The following is a 21,558-nucleotide window of genomic DNA, read 5'->3' on the forward strand; positions in this document are numbered from 1 at the left end:
AGACAAACACGGTTTATCAAGCCTACCAGGCGAACACCTACCTTTTTGGTGGGAACGCCCCGTACGTCGAAGAGATGTACGAAAACTACCTGGCTAACCCAGGCAGCGTGCCAGACACCTGGCGTGATTATTTTGATGCGTTGCAGCATGTGCCCGCAGTCGATGGCTCCAACGCCAAAGACGTTCCCCACCAACCTGTGATCGATGCCTTTGCTCAGCGTGCGAAAGCCGGCGGCACCAAGGTGGTGATGGCCAGCGAAGATGCTGAAATGGGTCGCAAGCGTACTGCGGCACAGCAGCTCATTGCGGCCTACCGCAATGTTGGTTCCAACTGGGCTGACCTTGACCCGTTGAAGCGCACTGAGCGCCCAGCCATTCCAGAGCTTGACCCCGCTTTTTACGGCTTCAAAGAAGCTGATTTTGAGATTGTGTTTGACACCAGCAACACGTTTTTCGGCAAAGACAAAATGCCGCTGCGTGAGTTGCTCAACGCCCTGCGCGAAACCTACTGCAGCACCATCGGTGCAGAGTACATGTATGTCACGGATCAGACGCAAAAGCGCTGGTGGCAACAAAAACTCGAGAGCGTTCGCAGCAAACCCAATTTCAACGCAGATCAAAAGAAGCACATTCTTGACCGCTTGACAGCGGCTGAAGGCCTGGAGCGCTTCTTGCACACCAAATACGTGGGGCAAAAGCGCTTTTCGTTGGAAGGTGGCGAGAGCTTCATTGCCGCCATGGACGAGCTGGTTCAGCAAGCCGGTGCCCTTGGTGTGCAGGAAATCGTGATCGGCATGGCGCACCGTGGCCGCCTCAATGTGTTGGTGAACACCTTGGGCAAAATGCCCGCTGATTTGTTTGCCGAGTTTGACCACACCGCGCCTGAAGAGTTGCCTTCTGGTGACGTGAAATACCACCAAGGGTTCAGCTCAGACGTCACCAGCCCTGGCGGCCCGGTGCACTTGAGTCTGGCGTTTAACCCTTCACACCTTGAAATCGTCAACCCAGTGGTTGAAGGCTCCGTGCGCGCCCGCATGGATCGCCGCGCCGACCCCACAGGTCGCCAAGTGCTGCCGGTGCTGGTGCACGGCGATGCTGCGTTTGCAGGTCAAGGTGTGAACCAGGAAACCCTGGCGCTGGCGCAAACCCGTGGCTACACCACCGCAGGCACGGTGCACATCATCATCAACAACCAGATTGGTTTCACCACCTCTGACCCACGCGACATGCGCTCCACCCTGTATTGCACCGACATCGTCAAGGGTGTTGAAGCCCCGGTGATGCATGTCAACGGTGACGACCCCGAAGCTGTGGTCATGGCCATGCAATGGGCGCTGGAATACCGCATGGAGTTCCGTAAAGATGTGGTGCTTGACATCATTTGCTACCGCAAACTGGGTCACAACGAGCAAGATACCCCAGCGTTGACCCAGCCGCTGATGTACAAAAAAATTGGCCAACATCCTGGCACGCGCAAACTTTATGCCGACAAGCTATCCGCGCAAGGCTTGGGTGCCACGCTGGGCGATGACATGTTCAAAGCCTACCGTGCGGCCATGGACTCCGGTAAACATACCGTAGACCCGGTGTTGACCAATTTCAAGAGCAAATACGCTGTGGACTGGTCTCCGTTCCTGGGCAAGAAGTGGACGGATGCAGGCGACACCGCCATTCCCATGGCTGAATGGAAACGTTTGGCTGAAAAAATCACCACCATCCCTGAGAGTGTCAAACCTCACCCTTTGGTCAAAAAGGTCTACGACGACCGTGCGGCCATGGGTCGGGGCGACATTCCGGTGGATTGGGGCATGGGCGAGCACATGGCGTTTGCATCGCTGGTGGCCAGCGGCTACCCAGTGCGTTTGAGCGGTGAAGACTGCGGCCGCGGCACTTTCACCCACCGCCATGCCGTCATTCACGACCAAAGCCGTGAAAAATGGGATGTGGGCACCTATGTGGCCTTGCAAAACGTGGCTGAAAATCAAGCCCCCTTTGTGGTCATTGACTCCATCTTGTCTGAAGAAGCGGTGTTGGGCTTTGAATATGGCTACGCCTCGAATGACCCTAACACCTTGGTGATTTGGGAAGCTCAGTTTGGTGACTTTGCCAATGGTGCACAGGTGGTCATCGACCAGTTTATTGCTTCTGGCGAGGTCAAGTGGGGTCGTGTCAATGGTCTGACCATGATGCTGCCGCATGGTTATGAAGGCCAAGGCCCTGAGCACTCATCCGCTCGTGTCGAACGCTTCATGCAGTTGGCTGCCGACACCAACATGCAGCTGGTTCAGCCCACCACGGCCAGCCAAATTTTCCACGTGTTGCGCCGCCAAATGGTGCGCAACTTGCGCAAGCCGTTGGTGATCTTCACGCCTAAGTCGTTGTTGCGTCACAAAGATGCTGCGTCTCCGCTGGCTGAGTTCACCAAAGGCTGCTTCCAGACCATCATTCCTGAGCACAAAGTGCTCAAGGCGGACAAGGTCAAGCGCGTTGTGGTGTGTTCTGGCAAGGTGTATTACGACTTGGCCAAAAAGCGTGAAGAAAGTGGTCACACCGACGTGGCTATTTTGCGGGTGGAACAGCTTTACCCGTTCCCACACAAAGCGTTTGCCAATGAGCTCAAAAAATACCCCAATGCCACTGAGGTGGTTTGGACGCAAGACGAGCCACAAAACCAGGGCGCTTGGTTCTTTGTGCAGCACTACATTCATGAAAACATGCTTGAAGGGCAAAAATTGGGCTATTCAGGCCGGGCTGCTTCAGCTTCGCCCGCGGTGGGCTATTCGCACTTGCACCAAGAGCAGCAAAAAGCGCTGGTGGATGGTGCGTTTGGCAAGCTCAAAGGTTTTGTCCTGACCAAATAAGGCGCATCCCGTCCAATGAACGTTGAGCAGCACATGTGTCATGTGCTGCTCCCCTCAAGATTATTTTGAAAGAATTGTTATGGCCATCGTAGAAGTCAAAGTCCCGCAACTCTCTGAATCTGTGGCTGAAGCCACACTGTTGCAGTGGAAGAAAAAAGTCGGCGACGCAGTCGCTGTGGATGAAATCCTGATCGACGTTGAAACCGACAAGGTGGTGCTGGAAGTGCCCGCACCTTCTGCCGGCGTGATTGTTGAAATTGTGCAGCCTGACGGCAGCACGGTGGCAGCTGATCAGCTGATCGCCCGCATTGACACCGAAGCGGTGGTGGGCGCTGCTGCACCCGTTGCACCCGTGGTGGCGGCCATGGCTGCAGCGGCTGCACCGTCTGTGCAAGTTGCCGCTGTGCCAGCGCCAGTGAGCAACACCATGGCTGGTGTGGCCATGCCAGCGGCTGCCAAATTGATGGCAGACAACAACTTGGCAGCAGGCTCTGTGGCGGGTTCAGGCAAAGACGGCCGCGTCACCAAGGGTGATGTTTTAGCGGCTGTGGCTGCACCTAAAGTAGTAGCTGCTCCCGCAATGCCAGCAAGGTCTACAGCCCCATTATTGCCTCAAGTTGCAGCACCGGCTGGCAGCCTGGCTGAACAACTGGCAAGCCGCCCTGAACAGCGCGTGCCCATGACCCGCCTGCGTGCCCGTGTGGCAGAACGCCTGCTGCAGTCTCAGTCCACCAACGCCATTTTGACGACCTTCAACGAGATCAACATGGCCCCGGTGATGGACATGCGCAAACGCATGCAAGACCGGTTTGAGAAAGAACACGGTTGTAAGCTGGGTTTCATGAGCTTCTTTGTCAAGGCGGCGGTGCATGCCCTGAAGAAATTCCCGGTGCTCAATGCGTCGGTGGATGGCAATGACATTGTTTACCACGGTTACTTTGACATTGGTATTGCCGTGGGCTCGCCACGTGGCTTGGTGGTGCCCATTTTGCGCAATGCCGACCAGATGAGTTTTGCCGAGATCGAGAAAAAGATTGCCGAGTTTGGCAAGAAGGCGGGCGAGGGCAAGCTGGGCATGGATGAAATGACCGGCGGCACGTTCTCGGTCAGCAATGGCGGCACGTTTGGCTCGATGATGTCTACCCCCATCATCAACCCGCCACAAAGCGCTATTTTGGGCATTCATGCCACCAAAGACCGCGCCGTGGTTGAAAACGGCCAGGTGGTGGTGCGCCCCATGAACTACTTTGCCATGAGCTACGACCACCGCATCATCGACGGCCGCGAAGCCGTGTTGGGCTTGGTGGCGATGAAAGAGGCGCTGGAAGATCCGGCACGCCTGCTGTTTGACATTTGACCGCTCCAAATCAATTTGACCAATGGGTAGTTTTAACCCGCCGCGCGTGTTGGGTGTCTAACTACGCGAATGTCCCCCGGCTTGGGGCTACGCTCCAAGCCTCCTCCTTGATTTCGCTACGTCAGACACCCAACCCACGCAGCTAGTCACTCGTGGTCATCTCATTCATCAGTGTGGCGGTTCGTCACCAACGTTAGAAAGTAATTTATGAGCAAACAATTTGATGTGATCGTGATTGGTGGCGGCCCTGGTGGCTACATTGCCGCCATTCGTGCTGCCCAATTGGGCAAAAACGTGGCTTGCGTGGACGAGTGGAAAAACACCAAAGGCGGCCCGGCTCCAGGTGGCACCTGTACCAATGTGGGCTGCATTCCCAGCAAGGCTTTGCTGCAATCTTCAGAGCATTTTGAGCAGGCCAGCCATCATTTTGCCGACCATGGCATTGAGGTCAAGGGCTTGAGCATGGATGCCGCCAAGATGGTGGCGCGCAAGGATGCAGTAGTCAAGCAAAACAACGATGGCATTTTGTACTTGTTCAAAAAGAACAAGGTGAGCTTTTTCCACGGCCGCGCGTCGTTCGTGAAGGCCGTCGACGGTGGTTATGAAATCAAGGTGGCAGGCGCTTCTGATGAAATCTTGGTGGGGCAGCAAATCATCGTCGCCACCGGCTCCAACGCCCGTGCGCTGCCGGGTGCGCCTTTTGACGAGAACTTGGTGTTGTCCAATACGGGTGCGTTAGCGGTGACATCTGTGCCGAAAAAGCTGGGGCTCATTGGCTCGGGCGTCATTGGCCTGGAAATGGGTTCGGTCTGGCGGCGTTTGGGTGCTGAGGTGACCATTCTTGAAGGTTTGCCAGACTTTTTGGGTGCGGTTGACCAGCAGATTGCCAAGGAAGCACAAAAAGCTTTTGTCAAGCAGGGGCTGAAGATCGAACTGGGCGTGAAGGTGGGTGAAGTCAAGGTTGGCAAAAAGGGCGTGAGCGTGGCCTGGGTTAATGCCAAGGGTGAAGCTCAGACCTTGGACGTGGACAAGCTCATTGTGTCGATTGGTCGCGTGCCCAACACCATTGGCTTGAATGCTGAAGCGGTTGGCTTGCAGCTTGATGAGCGCGGTGCGATTGTGGTGGACGGCGATTGCAAAACCAATTTGCCCGGTGTTTGGGCGGTGGGCGACGTGGTGCGTGGCCCCATGCTGGCGCATAAGGCTGAAGAAGAGGGTGTGGCAGTGGCTGAACGCATTGCTGGGCAACATGGCCATGTCAACTTCAATACCATTCCGTGGGTGATTTACACCAGCCCAGAAATCGCTTGGGTCGGGCGCACTGAGCAGCAGCTTAAAAAAGACGGTGTGGCTTACAAGGCGGGCACATTCCCCTTCTTGGCCAATGGCCGCGCCCGTGCTTTGGGCGACACCACCGGCATGGTGAAGATGCTGGCCGATGCCACCACCGATGAAATTTTGGGTGTGCACATCGTTGGCCCCATGGCTAGCGAGTTGATCGCCGAGTGTGTGGTGGCGATGGAGTTTCGCGCCAGCAGCGAAGACATTGCCCGGGTTTGCCATGCGCACCCCTCGTTGAGTGAGTCCACCAAAGAAGCTGCGCTGGCTGTAGACAAGCGCACATTGAACTTTTAAATTTATAGAAAATTGGCCTCTAGCGCTTATAAATAAAGCGCTAGTAGCTATATATATTATAGCAATAAGAGCGTGTTGTGACGGTCAGAAAAATCTACCAAGACGAGCTTTCAGCTCGCCATTACAGTTCTGATCCGGCACAACTGCGTGCGGTGCAAGTGCTTGAAACTTGTGCCCGCGAGTGGTCTAAGTACCGCGAGCAGCGTTCCAATGCGTTCAAAAAACTGATTCATCGGCCACCGATTCCGCAAGGTGTTTACATGCATGGCGGGGTGGGGCGCGGAAAAAGTTTCTTGATGGATTGCTTTTACAGTGCGGTGCCGCTCAAGCGCAAAACCCGCTTGCACTTTCATGAGTTCATGCGTGAAGTGCACCGCGAGCTCTCGGGCTTGCAGGGCACGGCCAACCCGCTGGATCGCTTGGCCAAGCGCATAGCTGAGAAGTACCGCTTGATTTGCTTCGATGAGTTCCATGTGTCGGACATTACCGATGCCATGATCTTGCACCGTTTGCTCAAGGCGTTGCTGGCTGAAGGTGTGGGGTTGGTTACCACTTCCAACTTCAAGCCGGATGATCTTTACCACAATGGTTTGAACCGTGATCGGTTTTTGCCGGCCATTGCGTTGCTGAAGCAGTATTTTCATGTGATCAATGTCGACAACGGCACCGACTACCGTGGGCAAACTTTGTCGCAGCTCAACCTGTACCACAGCCCGCTAGGTGAGCTGGCCGATGCTGCCATGAAAGATGCTTTCGAGCGGCTGGCAGAAAGCCAGGATGAAGACCCAGTGTTGCACATTGAGGCGCGCAAAATTCGTGCGTACCGCAAAGCGGGTGGCTTGGTTTGGTTTGATTTCAAGACTTTGTGTGGCGGGCCGCGCTCTCAAAATGATTACCTTGAAATTGCCACTCAGTTTCATACCGTGTTACTCAGTGATGTGCCACACATGCCGCCGCGCATGTCTTCTGAAGCACGGCGTTTTACTTGGTTGATTGATGTGCTGTATGACCGGCACGTCAAGCTCATCATGTCCGCCGAAGTGCCTGCCGATGAACTCTACACAGAAGGGCTGATGGCCAACGAGTTTGCGCGCACCGTGTCACGCTTGCACGAAATGCAATCGGCTGAGTTTTTGGCACTGGAGCGGCGTGATGTTGACACGCAGTTGACGGCATGATGCGTTGTTTGCTCTTATTCCTCGCCGCAGTGTGTATGGTTGGCGCGGCGCAAGCTGCTGACGACATGGCCGCTGTGGATCACGTGGCCACAAAACGTGAGCGGATTCGTGTGCAGCGGGCTGCGGTAGATGCTGAGTTTGTCAAGGCGCAGCAAGCTTGTCTGATGCGATTTGCCGTCACTGACTGTGAACGTCATGCCAAACGGGAGCGCCGTGCCGCCATGGATCTATTGCGTCGAGAAGAGTTGACATTGAATGATCTGGATCGGCAGGCCAACGCAACTGCTGCCATCAACCGCTTGACAGACAACTTGTCGCCAGAAAAGCAGCGTGCTGCTGAGGTGCGGCGTTTGCAAGCCGAACAAGAATTCAAGACACGTCAACAAATGAGTGATGAAAAAAAAGCTGCTAAAACGCCCACGTTGACGCTGCCACAACCTAAAGCGCTTGACTTGAGTTCACCCTCACCCGTTGAAGCCGCACGGCAACAACGCATGTATGACGAAAAATTGCAACAAGCGCAACAACACAAAGAAGACAAGCTAAAAGAAGCCGCTCAAGCTCAAAACTCGTCCATCAAGCCGCTGCCCATGCCCGCTGAAGCTCGCTGACCTACCACCTACGCTGTCTTCTCGGTGGCCTCAAGTGGTTCGAATTTGACGATCACCATCGAGAGGTTGTCGCCACTGCCTTTGGCGCGATTGCGTGCTTTTTCAATCAAAAACTCACTGGCTTCACGCGGGGGAAGTGTTGCCAAAACGGAGCCCAGTTCGACCTCAGTGAAGTAGTGCCACACCCCGTCACTGCATGCCAGCAAGGTGTCTCCTGGTTTGAGACGTGAAATGAAGTGTGTATCGATGACGGGTTCAGTTTCCGTACCCAAGCACCCCGTCAAAATGTTGGACTGTGGATGAAAGTTGGCTTGTTCAGGGGTGAGTTCACCGCGGTTGACCAAGGTTTGAACATACGAGTGGTCAAGCGTGCGCTTGACCAATTGATTACCGTGGTAGTGGTAGATGCGGGAGTCCCCCGCGTGCGCCCAGTAGCAGTCGCCGGCGGGATTGATCAGAAACGCTGCAGCGGTGCTGTGGGGCTCTTCTTCAGTGGAAATTGCTGTGAGTCTGATCACAGTGTGGGCTTCCAGAATGAGCTGTTTCAGTGACGCCACGGGGTCATCTGCTTCCGGTGCGTAGCGTTCAAACAGCTGTTTCGCAGTGAGCATGACTTGGTCAGAGGCCTTGCGGCCACCACTGCGTCCTCCCATGCCATCCGCCACCACACCTAAGAGGCAACCTTTGATGCGGGCATGGCTGAGCAGCGCGACTTGGTCTTGTTGGTAATCGCGATCACCTTTGTGAATGGCGGTTGCCGCGCTGAGCCGGTAGCCCTTGAACTTCATGCGCCTACCAAATTTTCCACCAGGGGTCGCTTTTTGATCTGAAGCCTTGGGTCAAATAAGGGGTCTGGGGGAAATTTTTAGCAAGGACACGCTGCGTGTCATCACGCAAATCAATCATGCCAAGTGCATCGTACGACTTGACCATGATGAACAAGGCCTCTTCCAAAGCAGGTACGCCGGCATAGTCTTTGAGTGCTGTCTGAGCCCGGTTGATGGCCGCCAAGTAAGCACCCCGCTCAAAATAATAGCGAGCCACATGCACTTCAGATTGAGCCAATGAATTCACGATGTATTTCATTCGCGCGGTGGCATCAGGCGTGTAACGCGACTCAGGGAAGCGAGTGATCAGTTCTTTAAACGATTCAAATGAGTCTTTGGCTGCTTTTTGATCTCGTTCCGCCAAATCTTGACGCGTGAGCCCTGAAAAAAGACCCAAATCATCGTTGAAATTGATGACACCTTTTAAATACAGAGCGTAGTCAATGGCAGGACTGGCTGGGTGAAGTTTGATAAAACGATCCAGCGTGGCAATGGCCAAGAGTGGCTCACCGGCTTTGTAGTGGGCGTAAGCCTTGTCAATTTGTGCCTGCTGAGCCAGCGGTGTGCCAGCAGCACGACCTTCAAGTTTGTCAAACAAAGGGACGGCTTTGTCGTACCCCCCGGCGTTGAGCTCATCTTTGGCTTCGGCGTAAATTTTGTTCGGACTCCAACCTGCAGTGGGGTCTTTGGGGGCTGATGAACAAGCCCCTAACATGACGCTACATGCCAGCCCGCAAGCGTAGACGACTGATAATTTGAGTTTTGGCATGGGGAAAAGCTTTCTTGGAAACAGCAAAATTGATTATATCTAGCCCCCCGGCGACAGAAGATATTGATGCATTGACTGACTCAGTCGTTGAGGTTGACGATGGTGCTGAATTGAGGGCGCTGAGTTTTTCAATTGCGCACCATGGTATGCGACTTGATCGTGCCTTGGTCGAGCTCGTCCCAGAATTTTCACGAAGCTATCTTCAGCAGTTGATTGAACTAGGTTTTGTCAAACTGAATGCTGTTCAGACGCATAAGCCCGCCCAAAAAATCAAGGCTTTTGATACCGGCAGCATTGAACTGAGACCAACCCCGCAAAGCCAAGCCTTTAAGGCTGAGCACATGGCGCTGGAGGTGGTTTATGTGGACGAACATTTGATGGTGATCAACAAACCAGCAGGTTTGGTGGTTCACCCCGCACCAGGCAATTGGAGTGGCACTTTAATGAACGGTTTGCTGGGTTTTGATGCCAATGCCTTTCATTTGCCACGTGCTGGCATCGTGCATCGGCTCGACAAAGATACCAGTGGTCTGATGGTGGTGGCGCGCAATCGGAGCACGATGGATGCTTTGGTGAAAGCCATTGCTGCGCGTACCGTCAAGCGTCAATATGTGGCTTTGGCGCATGGGGCGTGGCAGGGTGCTTCGCGCCGAGAGGTAAATGCGCCGATTGGCCGAGATCCGTCAAACAGGCTGCGCATGGCGGCGGTTGATCTGGCAGTTCATGCAGGGAAAACAGCCTTGACTGAAATAGATTTGATTGCCAGCGGTGCGACAACTTGCCTGGTCAGGTGCACCCTGCATACGGGGCGAACGCATCAAATCAGGGTTCACATGGCTTTACTCAAGCACCCTCTGATCGCTGATGCTGTTTATGGTGGTGCTATTGCAGCAGGCATGCAGCGGCAAGCTTTGCATGCTTTTCATTTGCGTTTCGAGCACCCTCAGACCCAGCAATGGTTGTCATTTGAGTCTCCGTTGCCAGTGGATATGCGCGCTGCCATTGAAAATTTGGGGCTCCAGTACAATTCATAGGCTTTCTAGCACTCATTTGATATGAGTCTTTACTCAACGCAGCCTTTGTTTGCTGGCTTCTGCGTATCTCCTATTCTTTTAATTGAAGTACTTTTGACATGGTGAATCATGAATTCGCTGGATGCCAAGCGCATTCTTGAAACGGCGCTGCTTTGTACGCCATTGCCCTTGACCTTGAGTGATATGCGCACGCTGCTGGGTCAGTTGATTGAGCCAGATGCCATTCAAGCTTTATTGGCAGACCTGCAACGTGATTGGTCAACATCAGGGCTTGAATTGGTGCCGGTGGCAAGCGGGTGGCGGTTTCAAAGCAAGCCAGAAATGCGTGTTTACCTGGATAGGTTACACCCAGAAAAGCCACCTCGGTACGCACGTGCAACGCTGGAGACTTTGGCCATCATTGCGTATCGACAGCCCGTAACACGTGGTGATATTGAAGACATTCGTGGCGTGACGGTCAACTCTTTGACCCTCAAGCAGCTTGAAGATCGGGGTTGGATTGAAGTGATTGGCCACCGAGATACTGTGGGAAGACCGGCCTTGTTTGCCACAACCCGACACTTTTTGAATGACTTAGGTTTGTCATCGTTAGATGAATTGCCTCTCTTGGAGGCAAGCAACTTGTCAGACAGCATGTTTGACGCGTTGTTGAATGACGACATACCAGCCCAAGTGAAGTTGGCCTCCAATCAGGCTGCCTCATCTTGGTCACCCTCACCATCTGTAAAGATGAAAGAAGTTAGCAGTTTGACTGATGCTGTTAACCCACAAGCAACCCTCATTGGGGATTAGACATGAGCCACTCACCTATCAAAACTTTCGTTCAGCCAAACCCCTCCGAGCATTCTGCGTCTGATGCGATTCAATTTCAGGATGTGGTGTCCGGGCAGTTTGATGCCGATGAGACCTCAGAGGTCGCAGGAGTTGCCAAGCGGGTCTTGTTGCCGCAACCAGAGTCTCCCAAGTTGCACAAAGTACTGGCACAGGCTGGGATGGGTTCACGTCTTGAGATGGAGCAATTGATTCTTGAAGGCAGAATCACAGTCAATAACGAGCCTGCGCACATTGGGCAGCGGGTGCAGTTTGGTGATCATGTGAAGGTCAACGGCAAGCCGATTCGATTGCGAATTGATCCCCCACCTGCACGCGTGATCGCTTATCACAAACCTGCCGGCGAAGTGGTCACGCACGATGACCCACAAAATCGGCCGACTGTGTTCAGAAAACTTCCTAAATTGTTTCAAGGCAAGTGGCAATCTGTGGGTCGACTTGACCTCAACACGGAGGGCTTGTTGCTTTTCACCAGTTCCGGTGAGTTGGCCAACAACTTGATGCACCCAAGATTTGGGTTGCAACGCGAGTATGCGGTTCGTGTGTTGGGTGGTTTAAATTCAGAGGAAAAGCAACATCTGCTCTCAGGCGTTCAATTGGGTGATGGCATGGCTCAATTTGGTGCCATTGAAGACGGTGGAGGCGAGGGGGCCAACACGTGGTATCGCGTCACCATTGCTGAAGGCCGAAATCGTGAGGTAAGGCGCATGTTTGAAGCGGTTGGGCACGCAGTGAGTCGACTGATCCGCATCCGCTACGGTGCCATGGTGTTGCCACGGGGGTTAAGGCGTGGCGCTTGGATGGAGTTAGATGCAGTGGATATTGGCTTGCTGACAAAAGCCGTTTCACGCCAGCCTAATCAACTGACTGATGCACCCACGACGGCTTCTACTTCCAAGCCAAACTTTCCCAAGAAACCCAGAGATGGCTCAAATCTGCGCTCAAGAAAACCCTTCTCCAGAGCGAATCAAGCAGATCACACGCAACCTGATCCATTAAAAACATCAGTGGGTTACATTGGTGCAGATAGCTTTTCACGTCAACGCCAAGAGGCAGGAAAGAAGCGTGGCGGTGGCTCAGGTTCCAGAGGTGGACGCCCCATGTTGGGCCAGGGTAAATAATGGTTTAAAGGGGGCTTGACAGTGATGACATCAAAGCTCTTTGGGCTTGATTCGAGTCTTGTTCAGGGTAAGATCCCATCTTTTTGATTTCACTAGGAATAACTATGACGCTCGAACGTACTCTCTCAATCATCAAACCTGACGCAGTGGCCAAAAATGTGATTGGTCAGATTTATGCACGTTTCGAAACTGCAGGTTTGAAAATTGTGGCTGCCAAGATGGTGCATTTGTCACGTGGAGAGGCTGAGGCTTTTTATGCGGTTCACAAAGAACGTCCTTTCTTCAAGGATTTGGTTGATTTCATGATCTCTGGCCCCGTCATGATTCAAGCGCTTGAAGGCAAAAATGCAATTGCTAAAAATCGCGATCTGATGGGTGCCACCGATCCGAAAAAAGCAGCTTCGGGCACCATCCGTGCTGATTTTGCCGACAGCATTGATGCCAATGCAGTGCATGGCTCAGATGCGCCAGAAACTGCTGCAGTAGAGATTGCATTTTTCTTTCCCGGTATGAACGTTTACTCGCGATAAATTGAAATGACGGTCAACCTGCTCGATTTGGATCTCGAGGGCTTGGCCGTTTTTTGTGAGCGGCTGGGTGAAAAACGTTTTCGTGCGGTTCAGCTTTTTCGCTGGATTCACCGAAAAGGAGCACAAAATTTTGAAGACATGAGTGACTTGGCCAAGTCATTTCGTGAAAAACTTAAGTCGTTGGCAACCATCACCCCTTTGTCGGTTGTTTCCCAGCATATCTCAGCTGACGGCACCATCAAATGGCTTTTTGATGTGGGTGGTGGGAATGCGATTGAAACGGTTTTTATCCCTGAGTCAGACCGCGGCACATTGTGTGTTTCTTCCCAGGCTGGGTGTGCAGTGGGTTGTCGCTTTTGTTCAACGGGGCATCAAGGCTTTAGCCGTAATTTGACGACTGGCGAGATCATTTCTCAGCTTTGGCATGCAGAATTTTTTCTTCGCAAACATTTAGGCTGTGATGAAAGAGTGATCTCCAACGTGGTCATGATGGGCATGGGTGAGCCTTTGCAAAACTACAAAGAGCTCATTCCTGCTTTGAAAGTGATGCTGGACGACCATGGTTATGGTTTGTCGCGTCGGCGTGTCACCGTGTCGACTTCAGGCATCGTGCCAATGATCGATCGACTCTCTCAAGATTGTCCTGTGGCATTGGCTGTTTCTGTGCATGCGCCTAATGATGGTCTGCGTGATCAACTGGTGCCGCTCAACCTTAAATACCCACTGTCTCAATTGATGGCAGCTTGCCACAGATACCTCGCGTTTGCCCCAAGAGATTTCATTACATTCGAATATTGCATGCTCGCGGATGTCAACGATTCTGACGAATGTGCTTGGCAACTTGTTCAACGTATCAAAGCGCATCCTGGCACGTGGTGTAAGTTCAATTTGATTCCATTCAACCCTTTCCCTGCATCTGGATTGACTTGTTCGTCCCCTGAACGAGTCAAAGTATTTGCTCGGATTTTGAATGATGCTGGCATCATCACCACGGTGCGAAAAACCCGAGGGGATGACATTGATGCAGCCTGTGGACAGCTCGCTGGCGATGTCAAAGATCGAACGCGCGTTGTAGACCGGATCGCACGGCAGCGTTCAATTCCGATTCATCCTGTGGCTGATTCAACACTTGCAAATTCAGGGGCTGTTCAATGAGTGATTTGGAAGTTTTTTCTTTAAGCAGACTGAGATTTCGTTTGCTCATTTTGCTTGCATGTTGCATGGTGTCTGTCATCTTTTCTGGGTGTTCTACGCAAACTACGTCTGCCAATGCATCAGCCGGCCGATCTGAAATCGTCACTGACTCTGATGAAACGCCAGAGCGCAAGCGCGCGCGCATTCGAGTGGAGTTGGCCTTAGGCTATTTTGAGCAAGGGAAAACAAACATTGCATTGGATGAAATCAAACAAGCCATTGCAGCTGACCCCAATTTCTCAGACAGTTACAGCCTGCGTGGTTTGGTTTACATGCGCTTGAACGATTTCGGTTTTGCTGAAGACAGTTTCAAAAAAGCCCTCTCGATCAAACCAAAAGACGCGAGTATCTTGCATAACTTGGGTTGGTTAAAGTGTCAGCAAGGACAATTTAGTCAAGCTGTTCAAATTTTTTCTGACGCTTTAAGTGATCCTTTGTATGGTGGTCGAGCGAAAACGTTGATGGCACAGGGCTTGTGCCAAGCCAAAGCTGGCATGGACAGAGAGGCCGAAGCCAGCTTGATTAAAGCCTATGAATTTGATGCTGCGAACCCTGTGACAGGTTACAACCTGGCCTCTTTGTTATTGAAGCGTGGTGATTTTGTGCGTGCCCAGTTTTACATCAGAAGACTAAACAATTCAGAATTCGCTAACGCCGAGTCTTTGTGGCTGGGCGTAAAAATTGAAAATCGACTTGGAAATGCCGAAGCCAGGCAGCAACTTGGAGCGCAGTTGGAAAAAAGATTTTCACAGTCCCATCAAGCTGAACTTTATCGTTCGGCCGCTTTCAATGATTGATTCGCTGTCGCCCAATTTGGATGCGCTTCGTGACAGTTCATCTCAGCCAACCGCCGGCGCAAGACTGCGTGCTGCGCGGGAAGCTCAGGGGCTGCACATTGCCATGTTGGCTTTTTCTCTCAAAGTCCCCGTTAAAAAATTGGAGGCGCTCGAGGCAGATCAATTCGATGTGTTGTCCGATACGGTGTTTGTCAGAGCCCTGGCGAGCAGTGTCTGTCGTGCTTTGAAAATTGATGCTGTTGAAGTGCTTGATTTGTTACCGCACGCTGAACAGCCAAAAATTAAAACGGATGAGTTTGGCTTGAATGCCAAATTTACAGATGCTTCAAAGCCGTTAACTCATTCTTTTTTTGTGTTTTTCAAGCGCCCCTTTGTTTGGGTCATGTCATTGTTGTTCATGGGAATCTTAGTTTTGGCTTTTTGGCCAAATAATTTCTCATTGGGTCAATGGGGTGTCAAAAAGTCTGTGCTAACCCAAGCTGATGCACCAGTGTCAAGCCCCTCACAAAAACCAATGGAGCTGACCCAGCAAGCAACTGATGCCAAACCATTGAAACCTGATGGTGTTCCTTTGGTGCTAACAGCTCAGGACCAGATGGCACCGGTTCCAACGCTTGAGCCAACTTCAGCGCCAACAGTTCAGGGTGGTGAGATCATTGCCAAGTCAGCCAGCTTGCTTGTTTTGCGTGCTTTAGGTGAAAGCTGGGTTGAGGTGATTGATGCCAAAGGTGTCGTTCAATTGCGCAGAATCATGACAAAAGACGAGTCTGTATCTCTCTCAGGAGATTTGCCAATTTTTGTGGTCTTAGGTCGAGCCGATCAAATTGAAGTGACTCTGCGCGGTCAATTATTTGATGCTGTTTCTATTGCTAAAAATAATGTTTCTCGCTTTGAGGTGAAGGAGTGAATTTGTTAAAACCTGTGGCTTCTGCGTCTGCCTTAGGCAGTCGATCCAAACAGACAAAGGTTGTTTGGGGAAATCGTTTGGTGACTGTGGGGGGGGGCGCACCAGTTCGTGTCCAGTCGATGACCAACACCGATACGGTTGATGTCATAGGAACTGCGATTCAGGTGAAGGAATTAGCTCTGGCTGGCTCTGAAATGGTTCGGTTGACAGTGAACACACTAGAAGCTGCGAATGCCGTACCGTATATTCGTGATCAGTTAGATCGTATGAACATTGACGTGCCCTTGATCGGTGATTTTCATTACAACGGACATCGACTTCTGACTGAGGTACCCAGTTGTGCGCAAGCCTTGTCTAAATATCGAATCAATCCTGGCAATGTCGGTAAAGGCGAAAAGCATGATCGACAGTTTGCAGTCATGGTTGAGTCAGCCATTCGATGGAACAAGGCCATTCGCATTGGGGTGAACTGGGGTAGTCTTGACCAGGAATTGTTGGCAAATTTGATGGATCAAAACAGTCAACGTGCCCAACCTTGGGGCGCCAAGTCCGTCATGTACGAAGCATTGATTTCTTCAGCCATCGGCTCAGCAACTCAGGCAGTTGATGTGGGTATGGATCCGTCGCAGATTATTCTTTCTTGCAAAGTCAGTGGTGTTCAAGACTTGATTTCTGTGTACAGGGAACTGGCCAAGCGCTGTGATTTTGCTTTGCATTTGGGGCTGACTGAAGCTGGCATGGGCACCAAGGGTGCAGTAGCGTCTACAGCCGCTTTGTCTATTTTGTTGCAAGAGGGTATTGGCGACACCATACGTGTGTCATTGACGCCTCAACCCGGCGAATCCAGAACGCAAGAAGTGGTGATTGCTTCTGAGATTTTGCAAGCTTTAGAGCTTCGTTCCTTTGTACCCAGTGTGACTGCTTGCCCTGGATGTGGTCGCACAACCAGCACAACTTTTCAAGAACTGACGCAACAGATTGAAAGCTATTTGCGCGAAAAAATGCCTGTGTGGCGCAGTCTTTACCCCGGGGTTGAAAAAATGAAAGTGGCTGTGATGGGCTGCATCGTGAACGGTCCTGGCGAAAGCAAGCAAGCAGATATCGGAATCAGTTTGCCTGGTACTGGTGAAACCCCTGCTGCACCGGTTTTTATTGATGGTGAAAAATGCATGACGCTTCGGGGTGATGCGATTGCCCAAGAGTTTCAAGCGGTTGTTGAAAATTATGTCGAAAAGCGTTACGGCAAGTCTGCAGTTTGCCAAGCTTGAATTGAAATCTCATGACTCAACCAGTGACTTCCAAAAAAATTGAAAAATTGACTGCTGTCAAAGGCATGAATGATGTGTTGCCGCCTCATTCAGCAACACTTGAGTGGTTTGAAGCCTCCATTCGAACTTTGATGAGGCAATATGCGTATCGAAATATTCGAACACCAATCGTTGAACGCACGCCGTTGTTCATCCGTGGCTTGGGCGAAGTGACAGATATTGTTGAAAAAGAGATGTACTGTTTTGAAGATCGGCTCAATGGCGATTCGCTTACATTGCGCCCTGAAGCAACTGCTGGTGTTGTTCGCGCCGCAATCGAACACAATTTGCTCTACGACGGCGGCAAACGGCTTTACTACATGGGGCCGATGTTTCGGCACGAGCGACCACAAAAAGGCAGGTATCGCCAATTTGATCAAATTGGTGCTGAAGCCTTGGGTTTTTCAGGGCCTGAGGTAGATGCTGAATTGATCTTGATGGCCAACGCCTTGTGGAAAAAAATTGGGCTAATGGATGTTCAGCTTGAGCTCAACAGCTTGGGGCAGCCCGCTGAGCGGCTTGAGCACAGAAAAGCATTGATCGCCTATCTTGAACAACACGAAGATAAGCTTGATGAAGATGCCAAGCGAAGGCTTTACAGCAATCCGTTAAGAATTCTTGATACAAAAAATCCGCAGTTGCAGGACATAGTGAACGCCGCGCCTCGGTTGATGGATTTTTTGGGTGCTGATTCGCTCATGCATTTCAACACGCTAACTTCCATACTTGAAACGAATGGTGTTGCCTTCACTGTCAATCCCCGCTTGGTGCGGGGCATGGATTACTACAACTTAACTGTTTTTGAGTTCACAACCAATCGTTTGGGTTCTCAAGGCACCGTGTGTGCGGGTGGTCGTTACGACTATCTTTTTGACCAACTTGGTGGCAAACCAACACCTGCTGTGGGTTGGGCGCTGGGTGTGGATCGTGTGCTTGAGTTGGTTAAATCTGGTGGTGAGCGTGCTGTAGAGCCTGTTTTGGATGTGTTTGTCATTGTGACCGAGGCTACAGCTTTTCCCTTTGTCATGAAGCAGATTGCAATGTTGCGCGATTTGGGCCTTAGCGTGCAAATGCATGCCCATTCCGCCACTGGGCTGGGCAGCATGAAAAGTCAGTTCAAACGTGCAGACAGCAGTGGTGCACGTTTTGTCTTGGTTTTTGCAGCAGATGAAATGGCTGCAGAGCAAGTCACCATCAAACCTATGCGTGATGCATCCTTGGCTCAGCAAACTGTGCCTGTGCAGCACCTTCCAATTTGGGCTCGCACCCTACAATCACTCGATTAATCGGATACTTTCATGGCCAACCATTTAGATTTAGAAGAGCAAGAGCAACTTGATCAAATCAAGCATTTTTGGAAGCAATACGGCAACGCCATCACATGGGTTTTGATTGCTGTTTTGGGTAGTTTTGCCAGTTGGAACACCTACCAGTATTGGCAGCGAAATCAGGCAGTTCAAGCGGCAGCACTTTTTGATGAGATGGATCAAGCAGCCAAGACGGATGATGTGTCGCGGATTGAGCGTGTCTTTGGCGACATGAAAACTGGTTTTGGCTCCACCATTTACGCTCACCAATCAGGCTTGTTGACGGCTCAAAAGTTGGTGGCTCTAGGTCAATATGACTCAGCTAAAAGTGCGCTCACTTGGGTAGCTGATCATGCTTCAGACAGCAACTATCAAGCATTGGCCAAGCTTAGATTGACCGCAGTGCTCATTGAAGAAAAAAACTACGATGCCGCTTTGACGGCACTCAACGCTAAATTTCCTGAAAGTCTTCAACCTTTGGTCGCTGACAGAATGGGCGATGTTTTCTTACTGCAAGGAAAAAAAGACAAAGCCATTCTCGAATACCAAAAGGCCCACCGTCTGATGGATTCACGGATGGATTACCGTCGATTGATTGAGGTCAAACTGAACGCCTTAGGTGTTGAGGTTCAAACGCAATCACCCCTCACCACTGTGTCAGTGAAGTGAACCTTATGTTCAATATGTCGTTTTCCAGATTTCTTTGCGTTGTTTTGACTGGTGTATGTGTGCTGGCTGTGACAGCCTGCGCCAGCGGATCAACTGCACCAAAGCCCGTTGCGTTAGAGCCCACGCCGACTTTGCTGGGGGTGCGCCAGGTCTGGTCTGCGCAGCTGGGTTCTTTCAATTTACCTTTGCAACTTAAAGCGACTGGTAAAACTGTGGCCGTTGCCAGTACCACGGGTCAACTTGCTGTTATTCATGCTGACTCAGGCAAAGCACTTTGGCGAGTGGACGTGGGTGCACCACTTTCTGCGGGTGTTGGCAGTGATGGTCGATTTGCAGCGGTGGTCACGCGTGAGAACGAATTGGTCGTGTTTGAACAAGGTCTTCATCCTTGGCGAGTGCGTTTAAATTCACAAGTCTTCACTGCACCCCTGGTCGCTGGTGAACGTGTTTTTGTACTGGCTGCAGACAACAGTCTGACGGCTTTTGATGCTAAAAATGGCCAAGAGTTGTGGCGAAATCAGCGGACAAGCGCTGCATTGGTATTGAGGCAAGCTGGTGTGTTAACAGCCGTAGGCAACACGCTGATTGCAGGTTACTCTGGACGTTTGCTAGGCATGAATCCACTCAATGGAAATGTGATCTGGGACGCACCTGTGGCAACGCCTCGAGGCACGAATGACATTGAGCGCCTGGTGGATATGGTTGCAGGCGTAGCACGTCAATCTGTTGTTCTTTGCGTGCGGGCGTTTCAATCAGGTGTGGGTTGCGTTGATGCGCAGCGTGGCCAATTGAATTGGAAAAAATCTGCGAATGGATCATTGGGCTTGGATGGCGACGCTCACCAGGTCTATGGGGTTGAATCAGATGGCCAAGTGGTGGCTTGGAGGCAGACGGATGGTGAAGTCGCTTGGAAGTCTGATCGTCTTCGCTACCACCAGTTGAGTGCACCACTTGTTTTGGGTCGTTCAGTGGTTGTGGGTGATGAATCTGGGTTGGTTCACTTGCTTTCTCGCACAGATGGAACATTTACGGCTAGGTTAACAACCGATGGCTCACCCATTTTGACGACTCCCGTCGCTGCTGATGGCACACTGGTTGTGGCAACGAGCAAAGGTGGTATTTTTGGGTTTAGGCCTGAATAGCTACTGATCACTTTTTTGGAAAAAAATTAATGAAACCTGTTTTGGCTTTGGTAGGCCGTCCCAACGTCGGCAAGTCGACGCTGTTTAACCGGTTGACCAAGTCACGTGATGCCATTGTTGCTGACTTTGCCGGTCTTACACGAGACCGCCACTATGGCAATGGCAAGCAGGGCAAGTATGAATACATCGTGATCGACACGGGTGGGTTCGAGCCAGATGCCAGCTCTGGCATTTTCAAAGAAATGGCCAAGCAGACCACGCAAGCTGTTGCTGAGTCTGATGTGGTGGTCTTTGTTGTGGATGCCCGCGCTGGCGTGTCGTCACAAGATCATGACATTGCAAGCTATCTCAGACGTTTAGGTAAACCTTGCATTTTGGTGGCAAACAAAGCAGAGGGATTGCTTGAAGGTGTTCAGCTGGTTGAGTTTTATGAATTGGGCTTGGGTGAAGTGCATCCGGTTTCTGCGGCTCATGGACAAGGCATTCGCACACTGATTGAATTGGCACTGGCGCCACTTGATTTGGCTGAAGATGAAGATGCAGATGTGGATCAACCTGGTGTCATCAAGCTTGCTGTGGCTGGGCGACCCAATGTGGGTAAATCAACCTTGATCAATGTTTGGCTGGGTGAAGAGCGTTTGGTTGCTTTTGACCTTCCTGGTACGACCCGTGATGCTATCTCCGTGCCGTTTGAGAGAAATGGTCAAAAATTCGAATTGATCGACACCGCCGGGTTGCGTCGTCGTGGCAAAGTTTTTGAAGCCATTGAAAAATTTTCAGTGGTTAAAACTTTGCAAGCCATTGAATCAGCCCATGTGGTTTTGTTGTTGATTGATGCCACACAAGGGGTGACTGATCAAGATGCGCATATTGCTGGCTATATTTTAGAAAATGGTCGTGCTGTGGTATTGGCCGTGAACAAATGGGATGCGGTGGATGAGTATCAGCGAGAGCTGGTGAAGCGTTCCATTGAGACGCGGTTGCCGTTTTTGAAGTTTGCCAACATGCACCTTATTTCTGCTCAAAAACGGCAGGGTTTAGGGCCACTCTGGGCATCGATCACTCAAGCCTACAAAGCTGCAAATTGCAAGATGTCTACGCCGGTTTTGACGCGACTCTTGCTTGAAGCGGTTCAGTTTCAAAGTCCCAAACGCGCCGGCATGTTTCGGCCTAAGCTGCGGTATGCCCATCAGGGTGGTATGAACCCCCCCGTGATCGTGATTCATGGCAACTCACTAGAGCATGTGACAGACGCTTACAAACGCTTCCTAGAAGGACGCTTCCGCCATGAATTTGATCTGGTTGGTACGCCTTTACGCATAGAGTTCAAAACCTCTGCCAATCCTTTTGCTGATAACTAACTGTCATGAATCCAAGCCGACGCCCCGGATGATGAAAGAAACTCTAGGGTGGAGGTGACGGGGTCGATGCCGAGAAAATTCTTTGGGAGCGAGCATCCCGATAACTAACTTGGCACGCCT

At 51.5% G+C, this 21,558-nt stretch carries 19 protein-coding genes; 17 read left to right on the forward strand and 2 right to left on the reverse strand.

What is annotated here, in order from left to right:
* From PHT20_RS14110 to PHT20_RS14130, 5 genes are all read left to right on the forward strand, one after another.
* Window positions 1-2,861, forward strand: a 2,861-nt coding sequence (locus PHT20_RS14110) for a 2-oxoglutarate dehydrogenase E1 component (RefSeq protein WP_301021012.1), incomplete at its 5' end; no start/stop codon positions are given.
* A gap of 79 nt (window positions 2,862-2,940) precedes the next feature.
* The gene (gene odhB / locus PHT20_RS14115; RefSeq protein ID WP_301021013.1) at window positions 2,941-4,218 is read left to right on the forward strand and encodes a 2-oxoglutarate dehydrogenase complex dihydrolipoyllysine-residue succinyltransferase; all 1,278 of its coding nucleotides are present in this window, start codon (window positions 2,941-2,943) and stop codon (window positions 4,216-4,218) included.
* Between the two features lie 207 nt (window positions 4,219-4,425).
* Window positions 4,426-5,853: a dihydrolipoyl dehydrogenase gene (gene lpdA / locus PHT20_RS14120; RefSeq protein ID WP_301021014.1), complete on the forward strand. Its 1,428-nt coding sequence runs from the start codon at window positions 4,426-4,428 to the stop codon at window positions 5,851-5,853.
* 77 nt (window positions 5,854-5,930) lie between these two features.
* Complete coding sequence (gene zapE / locus PHT20_RS14125; protein ID WP_301021015.1) at window positions 5,931-7,031, forward strand: cell division protein ZapE; 1,101 nt, start codon at window positions 5,931-5,933, stop codon at window positions 7,029-7,031.
* An 8-nt stretch (window positions 7,032-7,039) separates the two neighbouring features.
* Window positions 7,040-7,642 (forward strand): hypothetical protein, encoded by a 603-nt coding sequence (locus PHT20_RS14130; RefSeq protein WP_301021016.1) that lies wholly within the window; start codon window positions 7,040-7,042, stop codon window positions 7,640-7,642.
* Window positions 7,643-7,650: 8 nt separating this feature from the next.
* Here PHT20_RS14130 and PHT20_RS14135 read toward each other — a convergent pair whose 3' ends face one another.
* Together PHT20_RS14135 and PHT20_RS14140 are read right to left on the reverse strand one after the other, a co-directional pair.
* Window positions 7,651-8,430 carry a protein phosphatase 2C domain-containing protein gene (locus tag PHT20_RS14135; protein ID WP_300085057.1) on the reverse strand — a complete coding sequence of 260 codons (780 nt, stop codon included), beginning with the start codon at window positions 8,428-8,430 and terminating at the stop codon, window positions 7,651-7,653.
* Between the two features lie 4 nt (window positions 8,431-8,434).
* Window positions 8,435-9,238, reverse strand: coding sequence for an outer membrane protein assembly factor BamD (locus PHT20_RS14140; RefSeq protein WP_301021017.1), 804 nt, complete (start codon window positions 9,236-9,238; stop codon window positions 8,435-8,437).
* 62 nt (window positions 9,239-9,300) lie between these two features.
* On the opposite strand from PHT20_RS14140, the gene PHT20_RS14145 reads away from it, so the two are divergent.
* From PHT20_RS14145 to der, 12 genes are all read left to right on the forward strand, one after another.
* Complete coding sequence (locus tag PHT20_RS14145; RefSeq protein ID WP_301021026.1) at window positions 9,301-10,272, forward strand: RluA family pseudouridine synthase; 972 nt, start codon at window positions 9,301-9,303, stop codon at window positions 10,270-10,272.
* Between the two features lie 108 nt (window positions 10,273-10,380).
* A complete protein-coding gene (gene scpB / locus PHT20_RS14150) occupies window positions 10,381-11,064 on the forward strand; it encodes an SMC-Scp complex subunit ScpB (protein WP_301021018.1) in 684 nt (227 codons plus the stop codon).
* A gap of 2 nt (window positions 11,065-11,066) precedes the next feature.
* Window positions 11,067-12,224 carry a pseudouridine synthase gene (locus PHT20_RS14155; RefSeq protein WP_301021019.1) on the forward strand — a complete coding sequence of 386 codons (1,158 nt, stop codon included), beginning with the start codon at window positions 11,067-11,069 and terminating at the stop codon, window positions 12,222-12,224.
* Between the two features lie 104 nt (window positions 12,225-12,328).
* Window positions 12,329-12,754 (forward strand): nucleoside-diphosphate kinase, encoded by a 426-nt coding sequence (gene ndk, locus PHT20_RS14160; protein WP_301021020.1) that lies wholly within the window; start codon window positions 12,329-12,331, stop codon window positions 12,752-12,754.
* Between the two features lie 6 nt (window positions 12,755-12,760).
* Window positions 12,761-13,909, forward strand: coding sequence for a 23S rRNA (adenine(2503)-C(2))-methyltransferase RlmN (gene rlmN, locus PHT20_RS14165; protein ID WP_301021021.1), 1,149 nt, complete (start codon window positions 12,761-12,763; stop codon window positions 13,907-13,909).
* Entirely contained in the window at window positions 13,906-14,745 is an 840-nt protein-coding gene (gene pilW, locus PHT20_RS14170; RefSeq protein WP_301021022.1) for a type IV pilus biogenesis/stability protein PilW, read from the forward strand. The genes rlmN and pilW overlap by 4 nt, the downstream gene beginning before the upstream one ends.
* A complete protein-coding gene (locus PHT20_RS14175) occupies window positions 14,738-15,652 on the forward strand; it encodes a RodZ domain-containing protein (protein WP_301021023.1) in 915 nt (304 codons plus the stop codon). The genes pilW and PHT20_RS14175 overlap by 8 nt, the downstream gene beginning before the upstream one ends.
* A complete protein-coding gene (ispG, locus tag PHT20_RS14180) occupies window positions 15,649-16,920 on the forward strand; it encodes a flavodoxin-dependent (E)-4-hydroxy-3-methylbut-2-enyl-diphosphate synthase (RefSeq protein WP_301021024.1) in 1,272 nt (423 codons plus the stop codon). Before PHT20_RS14175 ends, ispG begins: the two co-directional genes overlap by 4 nt.
* A 38-nt stretch (window positions 16,921-16,958) precedes the next feature.
* Window positions 16,959-18,245 carry a histidine--tRNA ligase gene (gene hisS / locus PHT20_RS14185; protein ID WP_301021027.1) on the forward strand — a complete coding sequence of 429 codons (1,287 nt, stop codon included), beginning with the start codon at window positions 16,959-16,961 and terminating at the stop codon, window positions 18,243-18,245.
* Window positions 18,246-18,257: 12 nt separating this feature from the next.
* A complete protein-coding gene (locus PHT20_RS14190) occupies window positions 18,258-18,935 on the forward strand; it encodes a tetratricopeptide repeat protein (RefSeq protein ID WP_300087105.1) in 678 nt (225 codons plus the stop codon).
* A 5-nt stretch (window positions 18,936-18,940) separates the two neighbouring features.
* Window positions 18,941-20,077, forward strand: coding sequence for an outer membrane protein assembly factor BamB (gene bamB / locus PHT20_RS14195; RefSeq protein ID WP_300087127.1), 1,137 nt, complete (start codon window positions 18,941-18,943; stop codon window positions 20,075-20,077).
* Window positions 20,078-20,106: 29 nt separating this feature from the next.
* On the forward strand, window positions 20,107-21,438 hold the full coding sequence (der, locus tag PHT20_RS14200) for a ribosome biogenesis GTPase Der (protein ID WP_301021025.1): 1,332 nt from the start codon (window positions 20,107-20,109) through the stop codon (window positions 21,436-21,438).
* Window positions 21,439-21,558: the final 120 nt, after the last annotated feature.

It is taken from the genome of Rhodoferax sp. (assembly GCF_028715765.1).
GTDB lineage: Bacteria > Pseudomonadota > Gammaproteobacteria > Burkholderiales > Burkholderiaceae_C > Rhodoferax.